This window comes from Sporolituus thermophilus DSM 23256, assembly GCF_900102435.1.
GTDB lineage: Bacteria > Bacillota > Negativicutes > Sporomusales > Thermosinaceae > Thermosinus > Thermosinus thermophilus.
The window spans coordinates 1-24,243 of record NZ_FNBU01000001.1 but is presented as its reverse complement, the minus strand read 5'-3'; the positions used below and the strand labels follow the sequence as shown (position 1 = coordinate 24,243).

General features: G+C 58.1%; 18 protein-coding genes and 1 pseudogene. All 19 read left to right on the top strand.

The features are described 5' to 3' along the window. Positions 1 to 56: 56 nt before the first annotated feature. The 19 genes and pseudogenes from BLQ99_RS00105 (at position 57) to msbA (ending at position 24,166) form a co-directional block, all read left to right on the top strand. Positions 57 to 4,388 (top strand): translocation/assembly module TamB domain-containing protein, encoded by a 4,332-nt coding sequence (locus BLQ99_RS00105; protein ID WP_093686916.1) that lies wholly within the window; start codon positions 57 to 59, stop codon positions 4,386 to 4,388. 16 nt (positions 4,389 to 4,404) lie between these two features. After that, positions 4,405 to 5,052 carry a sigma-70 family RNA polymerase sigma factor gene (locus BLQ99_RS00100; protein WP_093686914.1) on the top strand — a complete coding sequence of 216 codons (648 nt, stop codon included), beginning with the start codon at positions 4,405 to 4,407 and terminating at the stop codon, positions 5,050 to 5,052. Positions 5,053 to 5,207: 155 nt separating this feature from the next. Next, on the top strand, positions 5,208 to 5,753 hold the full coding sequence (locus BLQ99_RS00095) for a hypothetical protein (RefSeq protein WP_093686912.1): 546 nt from the start codon (positions 5,208 to 5,210) through the stop codon (positions 5,751 to 5,753). Between the two features lie 19 nt (positions 5,754 to 5,772). Then, on the top strand, positions 5,773 to 7,533 hold the full coding sequence (locus BLQ99_RS00090; RefSeq protein ID WP_093686910.1) for a BamA/OMP85 family outer membrane protein: 1,761 nt from the start codon (positions 5,773 to 5,775) through the stop codon (positions 7,531 to 7,533). A gap of 74 nt (positions 7,534 to 7,607) precedes the next feature. After that, entirely contained in the window at positions 7,608 to 8,903 is a 1,296-nt protein-coding gene (locus BLQ99_RS00085; RefSeq protein ID WP_245690194.1) for a hypothetical protein, read from the top strand. Between the two features lie 97 nt (positions 8,904 to 9,000). Continuing rightward, positions 9,001 to 9,474 carry an OmpH/Skp family outer membrane protein gene (locus BLQ99_RS00080; RefSeq protein ID WP_093686908.1) on the top strand — a complete coding sequence of 158 codons (474 nt, stop codon included), beginning with the start codon at positions 9,001 to 9,003 and terminating at the stop codon, positions 9,472 to 9,474. Positions 9,475 to 9,599: 125 nt separating this feature from the next. Continuing rightward, positions 9,600 to 10,532, top strand: a complete 933-nt coding sequence (locus tag BLQ99_RS00075) for a coiled-coil domain-containing protein (RefSeq protein ID WP_093686906.1) — start codon at positions 9,600 to 9,602, stop codon at positions 10,530 to 10,532. Between the two features lie 65 nt (positions 10,533 to 10,597). Further along, complete coding sequence (locus BLQ99_RS00070; RefSeq protein ID WP_093686904.1) at positions 10,598 to 11,023, top strand: OmpH/Skp family outer membrane protein; 426 nt, start codon at positions 10,598 to 10,600, stop codon at positions 11,021 to 11,023. 108 nt (positions 11,024 to 11,131) lie between these two features. After that, the gene (lpxD, locus tag BLQ99_RS00065) at positions 11,132 to 12,163 is read left to right on the top strand and encodes a UDP-3-O-(3-hydroxymyristoyl)glucosamine N-acyltransferase (RefSeq protein WP_093686902.1); all 1,032 of its coding nucleotides are present in this window, start codon (positions 11,132 to 11,134) and stop codon (positions 12,161 to 12,163) included. 384 nt (positions 12,164 to 12,547) lie between these two features. Next, the gene (locus tag BLQ99_RS00060) at positions 12,548 to 13,174 is read left to right on the top strand and encodes a YjbH domain-containing protein (RefSeq protein ID WP_093686900.1); all 627 of its coding nucleotides are present in this window, start codon (positions 12,548 to 12,550) and stop codon (positions 13,172 to 13,174) included. A 250-nt stretch (positions 13,175 to 13,424) separates the two neighbouring features. After that, positions 13,425 to 13,934, top strand: a pseudogene (locus BLQ99_RS00050) (type III toxin-antitoxin system ToxN/AbiQ family toxin). A gap of 325 nt (positions 13,935 to 14,259) precedes the next feature. Then, a complete protein-coding gene (locus BLQ99_RS00040; protein ID WP_093686892.1) occupies positions 14,260 to 16,620 on the top strand; it encodes an ABC transporter permease family protein in 2,361 nt (786 codons plus the stop codon). A gap of 240 nt (positions 16,621 to 16,860) precedes the next feature. Continuing rightward, a complete protein-coding gene (locus tag BLQ99_RS00035) occupies positions 16,861 to 17,634 on the top strand; it encodes an amino acid ABC transporter ATP-binding protein (RefSeq protein WP_093686890.1) in 774 nt (257 codons plus the stop codon). Positions 17,635 to 17,717: 83 nt separating this feature from the next. Next, positions 17,718 to 18,551 (top strand): UDP-3-O-acyl-N-acetylglucosamine deacetylase, encoded by an 834-nt coding sequence (lpxC, locus tag BLQ99_RS00030; RefSeq protein ID WP_093686888.1) that lies wholly within the window; start codon positions 17,718 to 17,720, stop codon positions 18,549 to 18,551. Between the two features lie 21 nt (positions 18,552 to 18,572). Then, positions 18,573 to 19,007, top strand: a complete 435-nt coding sequence (gene fabZ / locus BLQ99_RS00025; RefSeq protein WP_093686886.1) for a 3-hydroxyacyl-ACP dehydratase FabZ — start codon at positions 18,573 to 18,575, stop codon at positions 19,005 to 19,007. Positions 19,008 to 19,169: 162 nt separating this feature from the next. Beyond that, entirely contained in the window at positions 19,170 to 19,991 is an 822-nt protein-coding gene (lpxA, locus tag BLQ99_RS00020; RefSeq protein WP_093686885.1) for an acyl-ACP--UDP-N-acetylglucosamine O-acyltransferase, read from the top strand. Between the two features lie 230 nt (positions 19,992 to 20,221). Further along, positions 20,222 to 21,025 carry an LpxI family protein gene (locus tag BLQ99_RS00015; protein ID WP_093686884.1) on the top strand — a complete coding sequence of 268 codons (804 nt, stop codon included), beginning with the start codon at positions 20,222 to 20,224 and terminating at the stop codon, positions 21,023 to 21,025. Positions 21,026 to 21,296: 271 nt separating this feature from the next. After that, a complete protein-coding gene (lpxB, locus tag BLQ99_RS00010) occupies positions 21,297 to 22,445 on the top strand; it encodes a lipid-A-disaccharide synthase (RefSeq protein WP_093686882.1) in 1,149 nt (382 codons plus the stop codon). After that, positions 22,445 to 24,166, top strand: a complete 1,722-nt coding sequence (msbA, locus tag BLQ99_RS00005; protein ID WP_093686880.1) for a lipid A export permease/ATP-binding protein MsbA — start codon at positions 22,445 to 22,447, stop codon at positions 24,164 to 24,166. Before lpxB ends, msbA begins: the two co-directional genes overlap by 1 nt. The last annotated feature ends 77 nt before the right edge of the window (positions 24,167 to 24,243 follow it).

Sequence of the window (24,243 nt, the reverse complement as noted above, 5' to 3'; positions counted from 1 at the left end):
AAGATAGACGGTTTGTGTCGAATGTAGCAGGTACTGATTATGCAGGAGGCGCACCGATGCGTCAAAAGTCCCTGTTTTTACTCGTTATTGCCGCTATCGTCGCGATTGTTGCCGGCGCTGTCTGGTGCGGGCAAAGTCAGACGGTGCTGGCCGGCATGCAGGACCGGGTGGCCCAAGAGCTCGGCCGCGCCGCAGGCGGGCGGGTGACCTTCGCCCGGGTGGAAGTAACCGGCTATAACAAGCTGAGCTTTTACGACGCGGCTGTTTATAACGCCCGGGGAGAGCGGTTGGTCGCCAGCGAGCGCGTTACCGTCACGATTGGCTTGATGAGCCTGCTTGGCGGGCATGTCGGTCCGGAAGCTGTCACCGCCGTAACGCTGGAGCGGCCGGCGCTGGAGCTTGTTCAGCGCCATGACGGCCAGTGGAACGTGCAGGATATTCTTAACCGCCGCGGCCGGGACGGGGCAGCTTTCCGGGCCCGCATCACCCTGGCGGACGGCACGGTCAGCGTACGCAGCCCGCAAGGGACGTGGCAGGCGCAGCGGGTCAGCGGCACCATTGATTTCGTACATAATCCGACAATATTCCTTAAGCTGGATAGCACCATCGATGGGGCGAAGGTTGCGGCCGAAGGAACGCTAAATACCGACGGCCAGGGCGTAGTCCGGCTGACGGCGGCAGAGGCTCCCTTAGCGCGCCTGGCCGCGCTGGCGCCGGCCGACAGTAAGGTTAAGCTCACCGCCGGCAATGCCTATGACGTCATACTTACCGTGCGGCGGGACGGGCAGGGTATAACCTATGCCGGCGAGGCGCGCATTGCCGACGCCGCCCTAGATATCGACGGCGTCCCTATTCGCGATGGCAGCGCGCTGCTGACCATAACGCCGCAAAACCTTTATTTATACAAAGGCAAGGCTACTATCTACGGCCAGACGGTCACCGTGCACGGCCGGGTTGCCCTCGATACGAGCGAGCCGGTGCTCAATCTCGCGGTGGCGTCGGCGGCCTTTGACCCGGCGGCTTTGGGCTACGGGCCGCTGCAGGGACCGCTCGCCCTTAAAGTGACGGTTGCCGGAGCGGCGACCAATCCCGTCGTGTCCGGCGAAGTATTCTTGCGGGACGGATATCTCGCCGGCTACCCCGTAACGAGTCTGCGAACGAAAATCTTGCTGCAAAATAAAGTCCTCACCGTCACTGACGCTGCCGCCAACATCTTCGGCGGCCGTATTGTCGCAAACGGTACGGTGGATCTGTCCGGCCAAAACTATGAGCTGGATGTGAAAGCAAGCAACCTGGACGCCGCCGCGCTGCCCGGCGTGTCTTCCCGGCTAAGCGGCCGCGTCGGTTGCGACCTCTTTGTCGCCGGTCAGACAGGAAAAATGCCGACCGTCGCCGGCGGCATAGTCGTGGTGCAAGGCGGACAGGCGGCCGGCGTGCCGTTTGACGAGCTCAAAGCCGGCCTGTATAAATCCGGTGAACAGATTACGTTCGATTATATAAATATTAAAACCGGTCAAGGCCTGCTGACCGCCAGTGGAAAAGCGACAGGGCAGGTACTCGACCTGGCCGTCCACGGTTATCAGGTGCCCCTGGCGGCGCTGGCGCAGGCCGCTCGCGGTTTGCCCCTTGACGGTACGGCCGAGTTCAGCGGTACGGTGACCGGCACGCTCGATCGTCCGGAAGCCAGCATCACTTTCACCGCCGCCAACGGCCGCGTCCTTCATCAGCCGTTCCGGACGGCGACCGGCGCCCTCAGCCTGCAGGCCGGCCGGCTGGTGCTGGATAATATCGTCGCCGTGAACGGGCCGGCCGTCTACCGGGTGAGCGGGACGATTGGCCTTACCGGAGCCCAGGAAGTCAATCTCGCGGTGACGACTCGCCAGGTGCGGGCCGAGAACCTTATTGCCCTGGTGGCGCCCGGTGAGCGCCTGACCGGTAATGTGGATAGCGACCTGGTGCTCACCGGGCCGGTTAGAAACCCCAATGCCGTCGGGACGGTAACGCTGACCGAGGGCAGCTTCCGCGGTCAGTTGATTGCCAGAGCGGTTGGCCACTTCCACCGCCGGGATGGCGTCACGGTTATTGATGACGCGCTCATTCACTCGCTTAACACGGAAATTCGGCTTAGCGGCCGCGTGGACGCCAATAATGAGCTCAATATTAAGCTGGCCGCCCAGGACATCGACCTGGCCCGGTTCAACTATGGTCTGCCGTATCCGGTTGCCGGCCAGGCCACCTTTAGCGGCGCCCTGACCGGTCCGGCTGACGCCCCTGTTTTCCAGGGGGAAGTGACGGCGGCCAAATTGGTCCTCAACGGCCGCGAAGTGGAAAACGTGCGCGGCGCCATCAGCGTCAGCGCGGGCCGGATTCAGATTCCTCATTTCGGCTTTAGTCAGGCCCAGGGGTCTTACGCCTTCAGCGGCGCCTTTGATCTAAATACCCGCTGGGTGTACGGCAACCTCGACGTAACGAACGGCGACCTGGCCGGCCTGCTGGCCATTGTGCGCATACCGGCCAAGGGCATTGAGGGGCGGCTGGACGGCCATGTCCTGGTCAACGGCGCTGCCGACCGGCCGAATCTGGCTGTTACCGGACGGCTCCGGCAGGGCAAAATCAAGAATTATCCCCTTGACAGCATTGACCTTGATGTCGAGCTCACTAACAATATCCTTACCATCCATAATTTCACAGCTCACCAGGGGCAGGGAATTTTGGCGGCTCGCGGCACCGCCGACCTGGACGGACCGCTTAACTTGGAGGTCGGCGGCCGGGACCTCGACGCCGGCCTGCTTACGGCCTGGTTTGACGCGGCGGTGACCACCAAAGGCAAACTAAGCTTCGCCGCCCAGGTTTCCGGCACGGCTAAGCATCCCCACACGGCGGTATCCATGGAGATTGCCGGCGGCCAGCTGGGCAGCGCCACCTTTGACAGCCTGTATGGCCTGTTTATCATTGACAGCGGCAGTATCCGCGTCGACCAAATCCTGCTGACCAAAGGCCCCTACCGGGCCAGCGCCTACGGCGTTATCCCGCTGGCGGCGCTCAGCCGCGAAGGGCGAAGCCAGGCGAGCATCGCCGACCAGATGGACCTGAAATTGCGCCTGGAACAAGCCAACCTCAGCATTCTGCCGCTCCTCACGCGGGAAGTGGCTTGGGCGGCCGGCGAAACGAAAGGCGAGCTGACCATCGGCGGCACGCTGGCCGAGCCGACCCTCAATGGACAGGTTCGTATCCTGAGCGGGGCGGTCAAACTGGCTTCGCTCGCCGAGCCAATCCAGAATGTGGCGGTTGATATTCAGTTTGCCGGTGATAAAATTAATATAAAAAGCTTTGACGGGCAGATGGGCGGCGGGTCCTACCGTCTGGCCGGTACGCTGCGCCTAAAAGGGATGGCGATTGATGACTACGATCTGCTTCTTGTCCTTGATAAACTGGGCGTCAGCCACAAATATTTCCACGGCCCGCTAAACGGGACCTTGACCCTGACCGGCCGCGGCGGCAAGCCGCTCTTGAGCGGCCGGTTGCTACTCGACAATGTCGACATCGACATCCCGCTCGTGCCTGAATTCGGCACGGCCGACTGGGATATGGGGCTGGACGTGGAAGTGGTGGCCGGCAACAAGGCTAGGTTGCATAACCCGTATATGTACGATATCATTGTCACGGGCCGGGCCAAGTTCGCCGGCACTGTCCGGCAGCCTGCCGCGACCGGCCGCTTTGAGGCGGTGCGCGGCACGGTCAGTTATTTGCGCACCCCCTTCCGCATTAAGGAAGGCCGGGCCGAGTTCACCCAGTTCGGTTCCTTTGAACCGGTCATCCACCTGAGCGCCGAAACGCGCTTGGAACGGACGCAGGTGCGGCTTGACCTCCACGGCCCGCTAACCGCCATGGAAATGCGTCTCACCTCCGAGCCCGCCATGAGCCAGCAGGAAATTCTGTCCCTGCTCACTTTGCGCAGCCGCTACTTTGACAAGCAGAAGAGCGGCAGCACCGGGCGGGATGCCGGTCTTGACCGGGAGGAAGTGATGAGCCTCCTCGACGTGGGCTTGCAGATGCGCTTCATTGCCGAGATGGAAGATGCCTTCCGCCGCGCCTTTGGTCTTGACGAATTCCGCGTGGTCCGCGGCACCCTGGCGGCGGACGGCCAGACCGATAAAGACGCGACGGACAAAGCGGAGCGGGAGCTCTACACCGACCGCGAGGTCTATAACATCGAAATCAGCAAGTATGTAAATGACCGGCTGATGTTCAGCTACACGCTGGGGGTCGGGCACAACGAGCGGACGATTGGTTTTCGCTACGACCTGACTCGCCGCTTCAGCATTACCGGCTCGGTCGATGAACAAAACCGCCGCCGGTTTGGCCTGGAAACACGGTTTAGTTTTTAGTAAAGGATGATGGTCCATGCTTTTTGCCCAGTATCTGGATGAACTGAAGAAAATCCGCCTGCTCGAGCCGGAGGAGGAAGCGGCGTTGTGGCGCGGCTTCAAAGCCGATGGCTGTCTCGACTGCCGCCGCCGGCTGATCGAGCACTACCAACCCCTGGTCTTCAAAGAGGCCATGCGCTGGCGGGCGCGCGAGCAGGTTGTCATGGACCTTATCCAGGAGGGTACCGTCGGTCTCATCGAGGCGGTGGAAAACTTTGAGCCCGAGCGGGGCGTAGCCTTCAGTCTTTATGCCCCGCACCGCATCCGCGGCCGGATGCTCAGTTATATTGAGCGGGAAGGCAAACGGGAGTGGGCGTCCATTGACAGCCCGGCGGGCGAGATTGATGGCGATACGCTGGCCGACCGGTTGGTGGATGAGGCGGCGCCCGTTCCCGAGCAGGCCGAGCGCAACTTTTTAATCGAGCAGGTGCTGCAGGCGCTGGGGCGGTTACCGGCCAAAGAGCAGCTGGTGCTGAGCGGCATGTACCTCCAGGAGCGGGAACCTAAGCAGCTGGCTGAGGCGCTGGACATGAGCCTGTCCCACCTGTACCGCCTGCAGAAGCAGGGCATCCGCCGCGTACGGGGCATGCTGTCCAGGCTGATGCACGAACTAAAAGTAAAATAAAGTTTATAGTGGCGAAAATAAGTAGAAAACAGGCGTATTCACGGCAAATTTTGCAATAATGCCCCAATAGGCCTGTTTTTTGCCTGTGGGGTAAGCCCAGAATCTGGCCCCTTCTCAGGATTATAAAGATGTAGGTGTAATAGAGGGGTGGTGAAATGGCGGACATCAAGCAGCGTATTTCCCGCAATCTCCGTTCCGCCCGGCAGTGGCTCACCCGGGCGGAAGAAGCCTTTAACCGGGACCAGGGTATTCGGGGCGAGCTTGATCTCTTGCTGGCGCAGGCCGAGCTGCAGCATGCCAGGGAGCAGCATCGTTTACGGCAGTGGCGCTATAAATATCCGCTGCTGCGTCATGGCCTGGCGCTCGTCCTCGCCGTCAGTGTCGCCGCTGGCGGGGCGGGCGCTTACTGGTGGTTGCAGCGCCAGGAAGCCGCCATGCCAATTCCGCTCGCCACGCTTGAGCCGCGGCCGGCGGCGGTGGAAAAGACTGCCCCGCAAGGCCCAGAGCAGCCGCGGCCGGAAATTGCCAAACCGGTAACTGTCGCGGCCCAGCCGGCGACTGAGCCGCCCAAGCCGGCAGCGACGGTGCGCCAGGAACCAGCGGTGAAGGAGGCCCGCCCAGGCGGTCATGATGTTAATCTGCCGCCTGAGGAAATACAAAAACTTATCCGGGCGGCCGGCAAATCCTTGCGTGGCCAGTAACTTAATAAGGAGGTAATGCATGACGAGAAATCGACGCTACGGGCAGCTATTTCTTGCGGCTATTTTCACACTCAGCATCGTACTTGGCGCCTTGGCGCCGGTGATGGCCGCCGACCTTGCGGGCCGGACGGTGACGGCGGTGGCCGTTGCCGGCAATAAGGCCGTGGCCGAAAGCACTATTCTGGCCGCGATCAAGACCAAGCCGGGCGATGCATTTAGTGCTGACAAGATTAAAGAGGACATGCGGGCAATTTACGAACTCGGCTATTTCTTCGATGTCGTGGCTAATTTCACCGAAGTTCCGGAAGGCGTCAAAGTAGTCTATACCGTTTTGGAAAACCCCGCTCTGCAGGACGTTGTCTTCAAAGGCAACACCAAGGTGACGACGGACAAGCTTAAGTCGCTTGTTACCGCCGAAAAGGGCAGGACGCTGAACACCAAGACGCTCAACGACAACATGCGGGCCATTGAACAGTATTACCACGACCAGGGCTATATTCTGGCACGGGTAAGCGATGTGTCCATGAGCCCGGACGGGGTGCTGACCGTGACCATTAACGAAGGCATCCTGGAAGACATTGTCGTTAAGGGCAACGACAAAACCAAGAAGTATGTCATTACCCGGGAAATGAAGGTCAAGCCGGGCGAGCCGTTCAACGTCAAGGACGCCCGCCGCAGCATGCAAAAAGTGTACAATCTCGGCTATTTCGAGGATGTCAACATGAAGCTCAATCCCGGGAAAGAGCCTAACGGCGTAGTGTTGGAAACCAGTGTTGTCGAACAAAAGACCGGTACCTTCTCCATCGGCGCCGGCTACAGCAAGGCCGACGGCCTGGTCGGCATCATCGAGCTGGGCGACAACAACTTCCGCGGCACCGGCGACAAGGTGAAAGTGCACTGGGAGTTTGGCGGCAACGGCGGCAACAACAACTACGAATTCAGCTACCTGCGGCCGTGGCTGGACAGCAAACAGACCTCCCTTGGGTTCAACATCTACAACATGACCAACGAGTACAGCGACTACGGCTACCAAGGCAATGACGAAGCGCTGCGCTCGACCTATGAGAAGAAACGCAAGGGCTGGGACATTACCCTTGGCCGGCCGCACGGCGAATATATCCAGAACTATATCACGTTTAAAAACCGGGACGACATCTATGTCCGCAACGTCGATGAAGACGGCGCGCCGGTAGACTACAGCAATCCGCCGGCCGAATACGCGAATTATCTCCAAGACAACTTCGGTCTGACCCGCAGCATTACCCTCATGCGGGTCTATGACTCCCGCGATAACGTCTTCAATCCCACCGAGGGCCGACGGTATTCGCTTTCGGCCGAGTTTGCCGGCGGTCTGCTTGGCGGTGACTTTGACTTCAACAAATACACCGCCGAAGGCCGGCAGTACCTGAAAGTCGGCCGGGAGCAAGTAGTGGCCTTGCGTCTTACCGTAGGCTATGCCGACGGTAAGATGCCGGAAGCCGGTAAGTTTGCCGTGGGCGGCGCCGACACCCTGCGCGGTTACAATGATGACCAGTTCAAGGGTGACAAAATGATTGCCGCTACGGCCGAATACCGCTTCCCGGTGGCCAAGAAGGTCCAGGGCGTTGTGTTCACCGATGTGGGCAAGGCCTGGGACGGTGACCATTATAAGCTCAACGACCTGAAGGCCGGCGCCGGCGTTGGCCTCAGGGTAGCCACCCCGATTGGACCCATTCGCATTGATTACGCCATCGGCGAACAAGGCGGCAAGACCCACTTCAGCTTCGGCGGCCAGTTCTAATAACCGCACACGCTGCAAACCGCAAGAGTCAGGCCGGCTGGCCTGACTCTTGCGCTAAGGTGCGCTAAGGGAGGTTGACGGCCATTTTTGTCAGAAGGTTTTTCATCGGCACGCTCGTTATTTTGCTGGCCTTTGGCGCGGTGCCCGCGCCGGTCGGGGCCGCGGAGCCGACGGTAGACGCCATTACCGTCACCGTCCTGTCACCGGCCGCGCCGCCGGCGAAAGCGGCCAGGCGGATGGAGGCCAGCGTGCAGGTCATTGGCCAAAACCTGCTCGTCGGCCGCAAGGTCAGCGATGTCACCGCCAGGCTTGACGGCTATGCCAACCTCATAAAGGAAATTTTCGACCGGGTGCTGGTAGGCTATACGGTTGAGCGGGTGGACATTACGCCTGGCAGCACGGCCCATATCGCCGTCACGGTTACGCCGTGGGGCGATGTGGTTCGCGAGGCTATCCTGGAATTGGACTTGGCCGGCATTTCGCCGGAAGTAGTTCCCTTGCTCAGGGCCGATGCCGGCAACCTGGAGGAAACCGTCCAGAGCGTCCTCGTCGGTTTGCCCATCGATGCCGTCGAGTGGGCGGCCGGTATTACCAAGACGGTCGTGCGGGATGAACTCGCCGCCCGGCTGCCCGAGTTTGGCGCCGCCCTGGATATTCAGCCCGGGCCGCGTACCGTTGTCAAGCTGGCGCTGGCGCCGCAGGGGCCAACCGTTCAGGACGTCACCGTCAACCTCAAGTCTGAGATGCTGCCCAATTTCCTGCTGCTGGCCGCCCGCCCGGCCGTGCTTGATGCGGCCAGGGTCATGCGCGGACTGCCGGTGGCGTTTGTCGAGCGGCATCGCGACTATTTTGCCGGTAAGGTGACGGCGGCTGCGGCCAGCCACCCTGTTGCCCGGCGCTACGGCCTCACCTTTCAGCCGGTTATTTCGCCGGCGGCGGTCACCGATGTCGTGCTGACGGCCAACACGACCAAGTACAAGGTGACGCTGGAAGGTTACCTGGACGTCGGCCGCACAGGCGAGGACACGGCCTCGCTGCGCCTCCATGCCGGGAAACGTCTCGGCGGTGGCCACGAAGCATTTATGGAAGTCGATTTCCTGCCCGGCACGGTCACTTGGCAGTTTTTACCAGGATGGGGCTATCAAATCGGCGCTGCTACCACCGTCGGGCTTAAATACAACCTCTCCGAGCACCGGAATGTCCTCTGGCTGCAGCAGCAGGTCAGGCCGGACTGGCTGCTGCGCCTGGAGCGCACGCCGGCGACCGGCTATAATGAGGTGGGCCTTCGCTACCGGATCCATGAGTTTTTGGGCGCCGAATATGTCCTCGCCAATGATGAACAATGGCTCCGGCTGGTGGGCAATTTGTAGTTTCCAGTCGACTGGAAGTGATTGAATAAGCCGGCCTGCCCTGTTATAATGAAGAGGGACAAAAACTGTGCCGATAGGCGAGAAAGAAGGGGTATAAGTGTTCAAGGACAAAAAACAGGTAAAATTCGTAGCCTTAGCCGTAGCGCTGGTGTTTCTCCTTGGCGTTGCCGCCGTGGCGGTGACGCAGACTACTACCGGCATGGCCGCTGCCGCCGGCGGTTCCTCAAACATTGGCGTTGTCAACCACCAGCTGCTTGTTTCCCAGCACCCCGACATGGCCAAAGCCCAGGAAGCCATGCAGGCAGAAGTTGACCAGGCCAGGAAAGATTTTGAGAGCAAAGCGGCCACGATGAATGACAAGGAAAAACAGGACTACTACCTGCAGCTCCAGCAGCGGCTAAGTCTCAAGCAGCAGGAGCTGGTCGGTCCCGTGTTTGACAAAGTAAACGCCGCCATCAAGGCTGTCGCTGATGCCAAGGGCTTGGTCGTGGTCCTGGACAAAAGCCAGGTTATCTATGGCGGCCAAGACATCACCGACGAAGTTATGAAGAAAATCGGCGCAGCAAAATAGCAAAATAGGGTAAAGGATAAGTAAAAAGCGGTTAAATCCGCTTCATAAACGTCATATGCAGTAAACGGCCGAGCCTGTATGCTGGCTCGGCTGTTATTTAGCCGATTGGAAAGAGGGTGTTTGGTGTGACCAGACGCAGGACGCTTATTCTCCTCGTTTTTCTCCTCATCGCTGCCTTCAGTGCCGGCTGCTTTCGGTCGGCGTCCGACACCAACGCTCCCCCCAAACCCCAAGTGGGCATTCTCGATGTACAAAAGGCGGTAAAGGCTCACCCGAAATACGCCGAGCTGGAGCGCCGGCAGCAGGAGCTTAACACGCTGCTGGCCCAGGCCGAAGCCGAAAAGAAGCAGGCCGCCCCGCCGCCAGCCCGGCCGGCTTTGCCGGACGGTGCCGCCGGTGTGGACGAAGCGCTGGCCCGGGAATTTGACGCGCGTGTCGCGGCCAAGCAGGCCGAAATTAAGGCGCGCCTGGATGCCAAAGCGGCCGAAGTGCGGGAAGAACTCCACCGTCAACTCGCTGCTTATACGCAGGAGGTGGACAAGGAGTACCACCCGCAGATTTTCAGCCTGCAGCTTAAACTCAAGACGGTGCAGCTGACCAAAGACGAAATGGAGGCCCTGCAGAAGCAGCATGACAATCTGCAGCGCGAGCGGGCCGCCAAAATCGCGGCTAAGGAGCGTGAGCTGGCCGCCGAGCTCGAGCAGCGCCTGGCGCCTGCGCAAAAAGCCGCCGAACAGGAACTGGCCGCCTACGCGCAGCAGCTAAACGCAGCATTTGCCCAGCAGGCAGCGGCCAAGAAGCTGGAAATGACCGAACGGCTGCCAGGCGGGCAAACGCCGGCTCCGGCCGCCGGTCAAGCGCGCACGCCCGCTGAGCAGCAAGCGGCGCTCAAACGGGCGGAGATCAAGGTTCTCCAGGACTTTATCCAGAAGGATATTGCCGACAAGGCGGCCAAAGCGGCGGGCGAACGCGGTCTGACCGCCGTCCTTGCCACCTATAAGGTCAATATATCGGCTGTCGATATAACTGACGCCGTCATTGCCGAGTTTAAGAAATAACCGACCGGCGTATAATATCCAGTAAGGATTGTTAACTTGCTGAGTAAAGAATGGAGGCCACGGGAATGAACAGTAAACGCAAATTGGCCCTGGCGGTCGTGCTCGTTTTTGCCGCCGCCTTACTTCTCGGCGGCTGCGCCGGCGTTGGCCAGCAGGGTGTTGGCGTATTGGACGTCAACAAAGTCATGGCCGAGAGCCCGAAAGTCAAACAGTTTCAGGAACAGCTCAACGCCAAGGGGAAGGAACTTACCGACCAGCTGGAGAAGGACAAGCCTAAATTGAGCCAGGAGGAATTCCAAAAGCGCCAGGAGGCGGCCTATGGCGAATTCCTCAAGACCAAGCAGGACCTCGAGAGCCAGATCGATGCCAGCATCAAGCAAGCGCTGGACCAGGTCGCAAAAGAGAAAAAGCTCGGTATCGTCCTGTATAAAAACGGGGTAGCCCAAGGCGGTACCGACATTACCGACGACGTGATCAAGAAAATGCAGTAAAGGTGTATTACCGGGGGAGACTGCCCGTGCGGCAGCCTCCCTGTACATTATAGGCGTGCGGCTAACTAGCCCGTGCGTGGACAATCACCGTTGATAGGAGTGTTTCGCTTGAAAAAGACGTTGGCCGAACTGGCTGAACTCTTACGGGGCGAAGTGCTGGGCGACGGCGCGGTGGCGGTTACCGGCGTCACCAGCATCGACGATGCCGGGCCGAACGATATTACTTTTGCCGTGCCGCCCCACCTGGAGAAAGCGGCGAACTCTGGCGCCGCCGCTGTCGTCATTCCGGCGACAGTCGACCGTTTTCCCAAACCTGCCATCCGGGTGGATAATCCCCGGGCGGCATTCGCCCAGCTTTTGGAACTGTTTACACCGGCCCCGGCAGTGCAGCGGGGCATCCACCCGATGGCCATGGTTGGCCAGGGCGTCCGTCTGGGCGAGAATGTGGCCATCATGGCCTATGTGGTCATTGACGACGGCGCCGCTATCGGTGACAATACGGTAATTTATCCCCATACCTATATCGGCGCCGGCACGCAGATTGGCGCCGATACTCTGATTTATCCCAATGTAACCATTCGTGAGCACTGCCGCATCGGCAGCCGGGTAATTATCCACAGCGGCGCGGTTATCGGCAGCGACGGTTTCGGTTTTGTCACCATCGGCGGCCGGCATAAAAAGGTGCCGCAGATTGGCAACGTGATCATTGAAGATGATGTGGAAATCGGGGCCAATGTGGCCATTGACCGGGCCACCACCGGCAGCACCATCGTCCGGGCCGGAACCAAAATCGATAACCTGGTCCATCTTGCCCATAATGTGGTTATTGGCGAAAACTGCTTTCTGGTCGCTCAGACCGGCATCGCCGGCAGCGCCAAAGTGGGGAACAACGTTACCTTTGCCGGCCAGTCCGGTAGTGCCGGCCACCTGACCATCGGCGACAACTGTGTGTTCGCCGCCCGCACCGCGGTTATCAGCGACGTGCCGGCCGGCTCGTTCTACGCCGGTTTCCCGGCCCGGCCCCATAAGGAGTGGCTGCGCGGCGAGGCGGCAATCCAAAAAGTCCCTGACCTCATAAAAAAGGTGCGCGACCTCGAACGGCGGTTAGCCGTGTTAGAGGGAAAAGAAAAAGAACAATAGCACGTTCAAGATTTTTAAACCGCCCAGGCAGGGTTTCCGTCGCCTGATGTAGAAATAAATCTAACGATGTAGAAAAATGTCATAGATAAAAAGCGCACATGCGCCTTTTTAACAAAACCACAAAGTACACGAAGGCCGCAAAGGGTATACCGGGCGCGACATAGGTTGCGCCGAGAAAATTCTTTGCGTAACTTTGCGTCCTACCCTGAAAAGCGTAAAACCGCAAAGGCCGCGAAGAACGCAAAGGGCTACGCGCGCGACAGTTGTCGCGCGAGATTAGTTCATAAACTTACTTTTCATGCTTTGTGGTGCCAATTTATTGGCATGATTATCTTTGCGGTTCAAAACGTATTTGTCATGAAATTTGGACAGAGGAGGCTACTTATGAAAAAGACTTTGCTTGCCGCAGTTTGCGCATTACTGGTTGGCACGGCCAGCGCCGCCGCCGCGCCGTCGGTCAACGGCTCGACCGGCCTCATCAACACACCGAGCGCTGACACGCTGCATTCCGGCCAGTTCAGCCTGGGCTACTACAATTTGGAAGACGGCGGTGTCGGCGTCTTCAATATGAATCTGGCCAAAAACCTGGAAATAGGCGTAGCCGGCTTCCGCTATGACAGCAAGGCCGACGACACTTTCCTCAACGCTAAACTCAGCCTGGTACCGGAAACGGTGCTTTCGCCCGGCATCGCCATCGGCCTGGAAGACATCAACGATGAGCGCGAGCGCACCGGCTATATCGTCGCCAGCAAGGCGCTGCCCTTTGGCTTCCGCGTTCACGCCGGCGTAGGCGACGGCCGCTATGACGGCTTCTTTGCCGGTCTGGAAAAAACGATAAATCCGGTCAGCATCGTCACCGGCAACAGCACTTTCCCGGCGACGACGCTGATTGCCGAATATGACGGCAAGGACATGAACTACGGCGCCCGCCTGTCCATCGTGCCCGGTCTCAAAATCGACGCCGGCTGGCGCAACCACGACCCCTACATCGGCATCAGCTTCACGAAATAAGTTAAAGCCAACCGTCCCTGTGGCAAACCTGTAGCAAAAAATTGTCAAAGTTGGCTTTCTGCAATACAGTGGTGTTGTCAAATGACCGTGTTTAGAGTATAATATAAAAAGATGATAAAATGAAAAAAGTGGGGAAACCTCGCCCCTAACCGAGGATGAAAAAAGCGGGGAAACCTCGCCCCTAAACCGAGGATGAAAAAAGCTGATGAGGTAGCAATCGCTACCTCATTTCTCTTGCGAGGGAAAATAAATGAGTGAGATACTGATGTGCCGGATTGACATCGCATATTTAAACTATCTGCGCCAGTTTGATAGCAGAGTTAGTTACAACGATTCTGGTACACGCATGTTTGTGGGAATTTTGCTGGAAGTCAACGGTCAAAAATACTATGCTCCATTGTAGTCGCCAAAACCTAAACATGCTAAAATTAGCAGTCAGGCTGCCGATATTTATAAAATTGATGGAGGAAAGCTTGGTGTTATCAATCTTAATAACATGGTTCCCGTGCCAGATGCAGCTATTATTGCGATAGACATTAATCAAGAACCTGATGAAAAGTATCGCGTTTTATTGCAAAACCAAATGCGCCAGATCAGAAAAGATGCCGCGCGGATCAAGAAAAAAGCACAGACGCTTTATCATTTGATAGTACAGAAGAAAGTACCGGTATTAAGTAAACGCTGTTGTGACTATGCGTTGCTGGAAATGCAGTACGCTAAGTATAGTCAGCAGCTTTCCGCTAAAAGTGGCGGTTGTTGAGAAAAGAAAAAATGCTGACCCATTGAAAGTTAGCCCAATAAGGCCATTCTGCCATGATTTACGTGCTTAATATCGCGAGTGTAAGTGTAGGTTGCTAACAACAACCTACACTTTTTTATTATGCCTATTTTCTCCTGCCGCTTTCCTTCCGCCTGCCGTTTCCCACCATCTCCTCTCCACTTACCGCCTATTATTTTCCTCTTCCCCACTTTCCACTTTCCGTTTACCCTCCAAGTATATACAAAACGCCTTAAAACATATATACTTCTGGACAAATTTTTGATATATGTGGTATAATCGGTGAGTGAAAAGAGGTGAAATAGTTATGTCAACTATTCTGGCAAAATGCAAGTACTTTATCAAACGGAATATTGGCGACACTTTTAACCGTGACGTGCTGATTTTGCTTGTCGTGAGTATTGTCATCGGCTCGCTGCTGGCCAATTCGCTGGCCTATGCGGCCAACTCCTATTTTGCGAAAACATTGTCCAATCTGGTCGGTGACTACGGCGAATATGACGTGGTCGTGAACGTCCGCGAAGAGATGAAAGAGGAGGCGGCGGCGCAAATCCAAAAGATTATCAGTGACGCCTTGCCCGGCGCCAAAATGAAGGAAGGGCCCACCCTGGCCGGCAAGACTAACTTCCTGATTGCGCTGCCCGATGAATATAAGACCAAACAAATATACGAAGATTTGGGGAAAATTTTCGGCAGCATCCCCGGGGGTGGCGGCATTAGTGTCATGACCGAGCCGCGCATCACTTTGCGCGGGGTGCCGGACGGCGCCAAAAATATGCTGATCGACCGCATCGGGGCGATGGACGGTGTCCGGTTCGTCTTCCGGGACGGCGGCTCCATTGGCGTGATTTTGACCTCGCTGGACAAAGTTACGCCGGTCACCAATGAAATAAAAAATGTCCTGAACCAGTATCAGGTCATTGAGGTCGCCTTTCCGGTGGGCAGCGAACCCGCTAACCCCATCCGTCTCGGGGAAACCATTGCCAAGGACATGCAGGAACAGTTGAAGGTCCAATATGCGCAAAACGTGTCGGTAGATGGCAAGAATGACGACATGACCTACCTGGTCAGCACCATGATGGAGCTCAAGCGGTTTTTAAGCGCCTACGCTTCCCAAGTGACGATTACGCCGGCCGGCGGTGTCAAGCTGACCAGGGGCGATGTCCTTGCCTTTCAGGGCGCCGCGGCAAATCCCCCCGCGCCCGGTAAGGCGCCGGAGCGCGGCAACGTCCTGGTGGAAATCACCGCCGTCCGTGCCGATGGCGTGGCGGAAGGGGTAGTGACCCAGGGTGACGCTGCCCAGCTTACCCGTAACCAAGGTTATAAGGTGGAAACCGGGGTAGTCGGCCCGCCGGCCGGCACGGCTATCTGGCGGAGCCCCCGCCAGGAACTGGCGGGCGCCCTGACGGAAACCACCAAAGTGGTGGGACAAATCCCCGGTTTTGCCCGCGACACGCAGAACATGAGCAACATCGCCCTCACGGCGCTCAATAACTATAACGGCAGCCTGACGGCCATCGAACAGACGCTCAGCAGCCTCCAGACGGCCGGAGCGGCCATTCAGGCGGCGACAAGCGGCCTGGCAAGCCTCGATACCAGCAGTATTCAGTTCCAGCTCGAGAGCTCGTCGCGAGCCCTCGGCAGCCTCGTGAACACCATGCAGGTATTCCGGCTGGTCGACGCCGATGCCGCAGCATCCACCAGCAGCCTTGTTGCCGCCCAGCGGAACCTGGACAATCTGCGGGCCACGCTGAGCGCCCTGGACAACGTGGCGGCTGATGCCCGCCGGGCCAAAACAGCGGTTGACAGCATCGTAGCCAACGGCCAAACCACGGTGACGGCGCTGCGCGCTTTTGACGTAAACGGGGCGCGGCAAAGCCTGACCGATGCCAATAACCGGCTGGCCCAGGTGCAGCAGCTCAACGTACCGCTCATCACCGCCCAGCTCCAGTATCTGGCGCAAGCGGCGCCCAACCTCAAAGACGAGGATATCAGCCACTCCGTCAAGCTGTTGGATAAGTTCATTGCCGGCCAGGTTATTCCCGGCCAGCGGATCCAAATCCTGACGACCGCCAACATCGGTGTCGACGCGGTAACTCCCATTGTTCACAAAGCAGTGGGGCACAGCAATGTTTCGCTCTATTCGTCCGCCTTAGGCGTTATTGAACCTAACCCCCGCGGCGAAGTGATGATGATTATGCAGCAGGTGAAGGCCGTGCTGGCCGGCATGGCCGCCATCATCGCGACCATCCTGTTTTTGGTGCTGGACCACACTGCCATTATGACCGCCATCCGCCGCAAGCGTTTGGCAACCAAGGTGGAAGTGACCGGCTGGCGAAGAGTAGTGCGCCGCTTTACGCTCACCTTCACCGCGCCGGAACGGCGGTACGGCATGGCCGTGGGGGCAGTGCTGCTGACAGCGATATTTGTCCTGGCCGGCGGCGGCATCCCGTACCTGCCCTGGATCGGCGTGCCGGTGCTGGGTGCCTTGCTCGGCCTGATTGTGGCCAACAATGCGGAAAAAATCAGTCCCATTAGCGCGGAAGAAGTGATGGCCGGCGAAGCCCTTGGCCTGTCGTTTGACGAAATCATGCGGGAAATCGTTATTCCGAGCGGCCGGCCGGGCCTTATGCAGAAACTTAACCGCCGACAGCTAAAATTTAAATAAGCAAACGCTAAAGATAACCACTCCAAAAATTTGACACCACAAACCATGCCCTTTGCGTTCTTTGCGCCCTTTGTGGTTTTACGCTTTTCATTAGATGCTCATGCCAGTAAATTGGCACCACAAGGCATGAAAATAGTCATTTTGTTAACCAGCCGCGATAACTGTCGCGGCATAACCCTTAGCGTCCTTAGCGTCCTTTGCGGTTCTGTAATTTCCCTGGGTAGAAAGGAGGTAACCGACATGCTGGTCATTCAAAACTTGTATAAACAGTTCGGCAGCTTGATTGCCGTCAACGATCTCAGCCTCGAGGTCAACAAAGGCGAAACGGTCGTGCTCATGGGGCCGTCGGGCTGCGGCAAGTCAACAACCATCCGCACCATCAACCGCCTGGTTGAGCCCGACCGGGGTTCGATCTACTTCGGCGGCATTGACATTACCGCGCTGCCCATTGATGAGCTGCGCGCCGTGCGCAAACGCATCGGGTTCGTCTTCCAGCAGTTCAATCTTATCGGCCGACTGACGGCACTGGAAAACGTCATGCTGGGCCTGGTGATGAGCGGCGTGCCGCGCGAACTGGCCCAAGAAAAAGCGCGGGAAGCGCTGCGCAAAGTCGGTCTGGAAACCCATCAGCACCATAAGCCGGGCGAAATGTCCGGCGGCCAGCAGCAGCGGGTGGGTATCGCCCGGGCGCTGGCCTATGAGCCGGAGCTCATGCTGTGGGACGAACCGACGGCATCGCTTGACCCAATCTTAGTGCGGGAAGTACTGGTCGTCATGGAGGAGCTGGCGCGCTACCGCGCCAGTACCATGTTGGTCGTGACCCACGAACTCTCCTTCGCCCTGCATGTGGCCGACCGCATCGTCCTTATGGACAAAGGCCGGATCGTGGAGGAAGGTCCCCCGGACCAAGTTTTCGTTAAGCCAGTGTCCCGTATCGGCCAGCAGTACAAGGAACTTATCGAATACCAGCTGCATACCAGCGCCCAAAAGCTGGCCGGCAAGCACATTGCCTGACAAAAAAAAAGACGCATATACTTGCAGAAGCTAAAATAATTTTATAGAATGTATCTGAGTTAGCGGTTTAGGAGGACTTTTTCGTGCAGCAAGCAACCGTCGCCAAAGCGGTATCATATACCGGCATTGGCCTTCATTCGGGCCAGGATGTAACCATTACCTTGCGTCCGGCCCCTGTCGACACGGGCATCGTGTTCGCCCGCACCGACCTCCCCGGCGCGCCGCAGGTGGCCGCCCGGGCGGGCAATGTGACGAACACCCTGCGTGCCACTACGCTGGAAGACGGTCCGGCCAAGGTCTTTACCGTCGAGCATTTACTGGCCGCCTTTGCGGCGATGGGCGTGGATAACTGCTTGGTGGAAATCACGGCGGTCGAGCCGCCGGTAGCCGACGGCAGCGCCCTGCCGTTTGTCCGCTTAATCGAAGAGGCGGGCATCAGCCGGCAGGACGCGCCGCGCCGGACCCTGGCGGTAACGGAGGCGCTGGCGGTGCGCGCTCAGGATAAATTTATCACCATTCTGCCCTATGACGGGCTACGGATCACGTTTACTTCGGTCAACCCGCACCCCCTTATCGGCATCCAGTTCGGCGACTACGAAATTACGCCGGAAGTTTTCGTCCGGGAAATTGCGCCTGCCCGGACGATCGGCTTCATGCACGAAGTGGAGGCCCTTAAAGCCCAGGGTTTGGCCCTTGGCGGCAGTCTGGAGAACGCGGTCGTCTACGATGACGATAAAATACTCACCCCGCTCAGGTTCAGCGACGAGCTGGTCCGCCACAAAATCCTCGACATCATCGGCGACCTGGCGCTGGCCGGCTGCGTGCGCGGCCATGTCATCGCCGTCAAGTCCAGTCACGCGCTGAACACGGCGCTGGCCAAACAAATTTCTGCAAGTGTTTATGCCAAAAGGCAATGAGATGAGGAGGCGCTAGCGAAAATGTTGTCTGTAACGGATATTCAACAGGTGATTCCCCACCGTTATCCATTTCTGTTAGTGGATCGCATCATCGAGCTGGAGCCGATGAAGCGGGCCGTCGGCATCAAAAACGTGACGGTCAACGAAGCGTTTTTTAACGGTCATTTCCCTGGCCAGCCGGTCATGCCCGGCGTGCTGCTTTTGGAAGCAATGGCGCAGGTTGGCGGGGTGGCTATGCTGTATCCCAAGGAATACCGCGGTAAACTGGCATTCTTCGCCGGCATGGATCGCGTGAAGTTCCGCCGTCCCGTTGTCCCCGGCGACCAGGTGCGCATGGTGGCCGAAATCATTAAAGTCCGTGGGACCATGGGCAAAGTGTGGGCCGAGGCCTTTGTCGATGACCAGCTGGTGGCCGAAGGCGAATTCCTCTTTGCCTTGTCTTCCACGCAAAAATAGACGAAAACAGGACATAATCAGTCGGTTTTGTGTGAAATTTAGCAATAATACTGGTGTATGCCAAATTCTCTTTGATTTTGGTAAATTTCGGCGCGGCAACTTTCGACTGAGGAGTCGGATTATATTAGCAGCAAGGCTAAGGGATAAGGAGTTGATATGCAGATGAAGCCGGAAACGGTTGTAATACCTATTCGCAAAATTCACGAAACAGCGGTCATTCACCCTGGCGCGCGCATCGGTAAGGACGTGGAGATTGGACCGTATGCCGTTATCGGCGAAAATGTCCTGATCGGCGACGGCACGAAAATCGGTGCCCATGCCGTTATTGACGGGTGGACGAGTATCGGTAAAAACTGCATTATTTACCCGGGCGCATCGATTGGCCTGGAACCGCAGGATCTTAAATTCCGCGGCGAAAAGAGCTACGTATTCATCGGTGACAATACCAAGATCCGGGAGTTCGCCACCGTTAACCGGGCTACCGGTGAAGGCGAAGAAACCCGCATCGGTTCTAACTGCCTACTCATGGCCTATACCCATGTGGCCCATAACTGCATTGTGGGCAACAATGTCATCATGTCCAACGCCGCGACGCTCGCCGGTCATGTTATCGTTGAAGACCGGGCGGTGATCGGCGGCCTGGCCGGTGTGCATCAGTTCGTAAAAATCGGCCGCAACGCCATGGTGGGCGGCGCCTCAAAAGTAGTGCAGGACGTGCCGCCGTTTGTCATCGTCGACGGTCATCCGGCCAAAGTCTGCGGTCTTAACAACGTGGGCATCGCCCGCGCCGGCCTTAATGAAACGGCCAAGCGCAACCTCAAGAAGGCCTACAAAATCCTGTACCGCTCCGGGCTGAGTCTGGCCCAGGCCATCGCCGTCATGGAGCAGGAACTGGAAGCCTGTGAGGAAGTTGAACATATGCTGCGTTTCCTGCGCAACGCCGAGCGGGGCATTTGCCGCAGCCGCAGGGAAGCAGGGGAATAGCCGTTTGCCAGATTAAAACCGCTAAGAACACAAAGAACGCAAAGGGTAAACATGCGCGACAGTTGTCGCGAAAGCATTACTTTCTAACTTAAACATTTAATATTTGCCATTTTGAGCGCGGCAAGCGCCGCGCTAACAGTCCTTCGCGTACTTCGCGTACTTGGCGGTTTCAAACCTCAAACCTCATACCTCATACTTCATACCTCATACTGAATATTTCAGGTGATATGATGAAACCAATAGGTCTTCTAGCCGGTGTCGGCCGACTGCCGGTTGAATTCGCCCGTGCCGCCCGCGGCATGGGCTTTAGCGTGATTGCCGTTGCCGTGACTGGCGGCGTTGACGACGAGCTGGCCGCGGCCGCCCACAAGTTATATACCATCAGTATCGGCGAAGTGGACAAAATTATTCGCACCCTCAAGGCCGAAGGCGTCGGAGAAGTGACCATGCTGGGCAAGGTGACCAAAGAACTCATGTTCAGCGGCGCCGTGAGCCTGGACGAGCGGGCCCGGCGGGTGCTGGCGGGCCTGAAGGATAACAGTGACGACACGATCATGCATGCCTTTGTGCGTGAACTGGCGGCCGAGGGCATCGGTGTCCTCGACCAGACCGCTTTCATCCGGTCGCTCATGCCGGCCCCCGGTACGCTCACCAAACGCCAGCCGACCCCGGCGGAGCGGGCCGACATGGAGTTCGGCTACGCCATGGCCCGCCAGATCGGCGGCCTGGACATCGGCCAGACCGTGGTGGTAAAAAACAAGGCCGTCATGGCCGTCGAGGCGATCGAGGGCACCGACGCGTGCATCCGCCGCGGCGGCGCCCTGGGACGGGGCGGCGTCACCGTCGCCAAAGTGGCCAAACCCAACCAGGACATGCGGTTTGACGTGCCCGCGGTCGGCGTGGGCACTTTGGAAGCCATGATAGAGGCCGGCGCGACCGCCCTGGTCATCGAGGCCGGCAAAACGCTGGTGGTCGACCGGGAGCGGGTGGTCGCTTTGGCTGACCAGCACAATATTACCATTGTGGCCATGTAGCACAGCATGCCCTGTCGTCGCGCCCGGCGACGGCAGGTTTTTGGTTATATGGGAATTCAACCGCAAAGTGCGCTACCCTGAAGAATACAACCGCGAAGTACGCGAAGTGACGCGAAGGGGTGGTGCCAATTTATTGGCATGATCATCTCCGCGGTTCCATATAAAAAAATTCAAGCGCGACAACTGTCGTGCGTAGCCCTTTGCGTTTTTTGCGTCCTTTGCGGTTTTCTTAAAAAAGCGCGCTAGCGCTTTTTACAGGAGGCCTTACGGCATGTACAAAGTTATGCTGTCGGTCGGCGAGGCGTCAGGCGACCTGCACGGCGCCAGTCTCGCCGCCGCTCTGAAAACGCTTTGCCCCGACATCAAGCTAATCGGCATGGGCGGTCAGGCCATGCGGGCGGCCGGAGTGGAAATTATCTACGACATTGCCGACCTCGGCGTCATTGGTTTGGTCGAGGTGCTGAAAAACTTGCGCAAACTCTTCAAACTGCGGGACATGCTGGCCGATTATCTGGAGCGGGAGCGCCCCGACGTCCTGGTCGTGATTGATTACCCCGGCTTCAACATGCGCCTGGCGAAAATCGCCAAGGCCAAAGGCATCCCGGTCGTATCTTATATTAGTCCCTCGGCCTGGGCCTGGGGACGGGGCCGGGCCAGGGAAGTGGCCGAAGTGGTAGAGCGGGTAGCGGCCATCTTTCCCTTTGAAGCCGAGGTGTACCGTGAGGCAGGGGCGAATGTTACCTTTGTCGGCCATCCGCTGCTAGACGTGGTCAAACCGTCGCTGACCAAAGACGAGGCCTACGCTTATTTCGGCGCCGATCCCGGGCGGCCGCTGGTCCTGCTGATGCCTGGCAGCCGCCAGCAGGAAATCGCCAACTTGCTGCCGGTCATGCTGGCGGCCGGGGAAAAAATTGCGGCCCAAGTACCGGGCTGCCAGTTTTTTCTGCCCGTCGCCTCGACAATTTCCCGGGAAATGTTACAGAATATAATCGGAAACTACAATTTGCCAGTCAAGCTCACCACCGACCGCAATTATGATCTAATGAATATCGCCCAGGTGGCCATCGCCGCTTCCGGCACGGCGACGCTGGAGACATCGCTTATGGGCGTGCCGACGGTAATTATCTATAAAGTGGCGGCCCTTACCTATTTTTTGGGGAAGTTCCTGGTCAAAATTCCCTATATCGGCCTGCCCAACATTATCGCCGGGCGGCAGGTGGTGCCTGAGCTCTTGCAGGATGCCGCCAATCCCGACAACGTGGCCCGCGAGGCCCTGGCCCTGCTCACCGACGACGCGCGGCGGGCGCAGACGCTGCGCGATTTGAGCGAGGTGCGCGCCAAACTCGGCGAGGCGGGCGCCGTGCAGCGGGTGGCCCGCGTCGTGCTCGAAGTGGCGGCCAACAACACGGGAGGAAAGTAATGACCCTTTACTTGCGCCTGTTAAACTATGTTCGGCCCTATTGGCCCCGGTTGGCCGCGGCCCTCTTCTGCATGGTCATGGCGGCCGGCTCCAATCTGGTCGTGCCCTGGATTATCAAAGACGTGATCGACAAGGTGTTGGCGGCCAAAGACATGGTGACCCTCAACCTGATTGCCGCCGGCATCATTGTCCTGTTTCTCCTGCGCGGCGTATTTTATTACGGCCAAACTTACCTCATGTCCTATATCGGCCAACTGGTGGTAAACGATATCCGCGAAAAGGTGTACCGCCACCTCCAGCGGCTGTCGTTGGCCTATTTTGAACGGCACCAGACCGGCACGATCATGAGTTATATCACCAACGACGTAGCGGCGCTGCAAAACGCCCTGGTCCAGAACGTAATCGAACTGGTCACCGAGGCGATGGTGCTGATCGGCTCCATGGGCGCCATGTTCGTTCTCGACTGGAAACTGTCGCTGCTGACTTTTATCACCTTGCCGCTGGTGGCCCAGGCCATGAACGTCTTTGGCCGCAAGCTGCGGCATGCCAGCCGGATTACCCAGGAGCGGGCCGCCGACATCACGTCGGTGCTGCAGGAGACCATTTCGGCTATCCGGGTTATCAAGTCGTTTGTCCGTGAAGACTATGAAATTGCCCGGTTTGAACGGGAAAACTACCACAACTTCCGGGCCAACATGAAAACCGCCCAGCTATCAGGGATGCTGACGCCGGTAGTCGAGTTCCTGGCGGCCATCGGCGTAACGGTCATTATCTGGTACGGCGGCCGCGAGGTAATTAACGGCGACCTGACGGCCGGCGCCCTGATCGCCTTTCTTATTTATGTGGTAAACATCTCGAACCCGGTAAAACGGCTCAGCCGCGTCTATGCCAACATCCAGCGGGCGCTGGCGGCCGCCCAGCGCATCTTCGACGTGCTGGACACCGAGCCGGAAATTAAGGAAATGCCCGGCGCCGTGGAATTACCGCCGATTAACGGGCATGTGGCTTTCCACAACGTGACGTTTGAATATACCGGCGGCAAGCCGGCATTGATCGACATCTCCTTTGAAGCCAAGCCCGGCCAGATGATTGCCATTGTCGGACCGAGCGGCGCCGGCAAGACAACAATCGCCAACCTTATTCCCCGGTTTTATGACCCCACGGCGGGGTATATCACGATTGACGGGACGGATATTAAGACCGTTACCTTAAAATCGCTGCGCGAGCAGATCGGCATTGTGCCGCAGGAAACCGTCCTGTTCAACGGCACGGTCTATGAAAATATCCTGTACGGTCGCCTGGACGCCACCGCGGACGAAGTCATCGCTGCGGCCAAAGCGGCCAACGCCCACAGCTTTATCACCGCCATGCCACACGGCTATGATACCCAGATCGGCGAGCGGGGGGCTAAACTGTCCGGCGGCCAGCGGCAGCGGATCGCGATCGCCCGGGCCATTCTCAAGGACCCCCGGGTGCTCATCCTGGACGAGGCGACGTCGGCGCTGGATACCGAAAGCGAAAAACTCGTTCAGGAGGCGCTGGACAAGCTGATGGTCGGGCGGACCGCCTTTGTTATCGCCCACCGCCTGTCGACCATCCAGCGGGCCGACCTTATTCTCGTCATGGACAAAGGCCGCATCGTCGAGCGGGGAACCCATGCCGAACTGGTGGCCGCCGGCGGCCTGTATAGCAAACTTTACCAGGTGCAGTTTAAGGAGTAACGATTTGAACCGCAAAGATCACGAAGAACGCAAAGGGCTACGCGCGCGACAGTTGTCGCGGAGGGAAAATTAAAGCT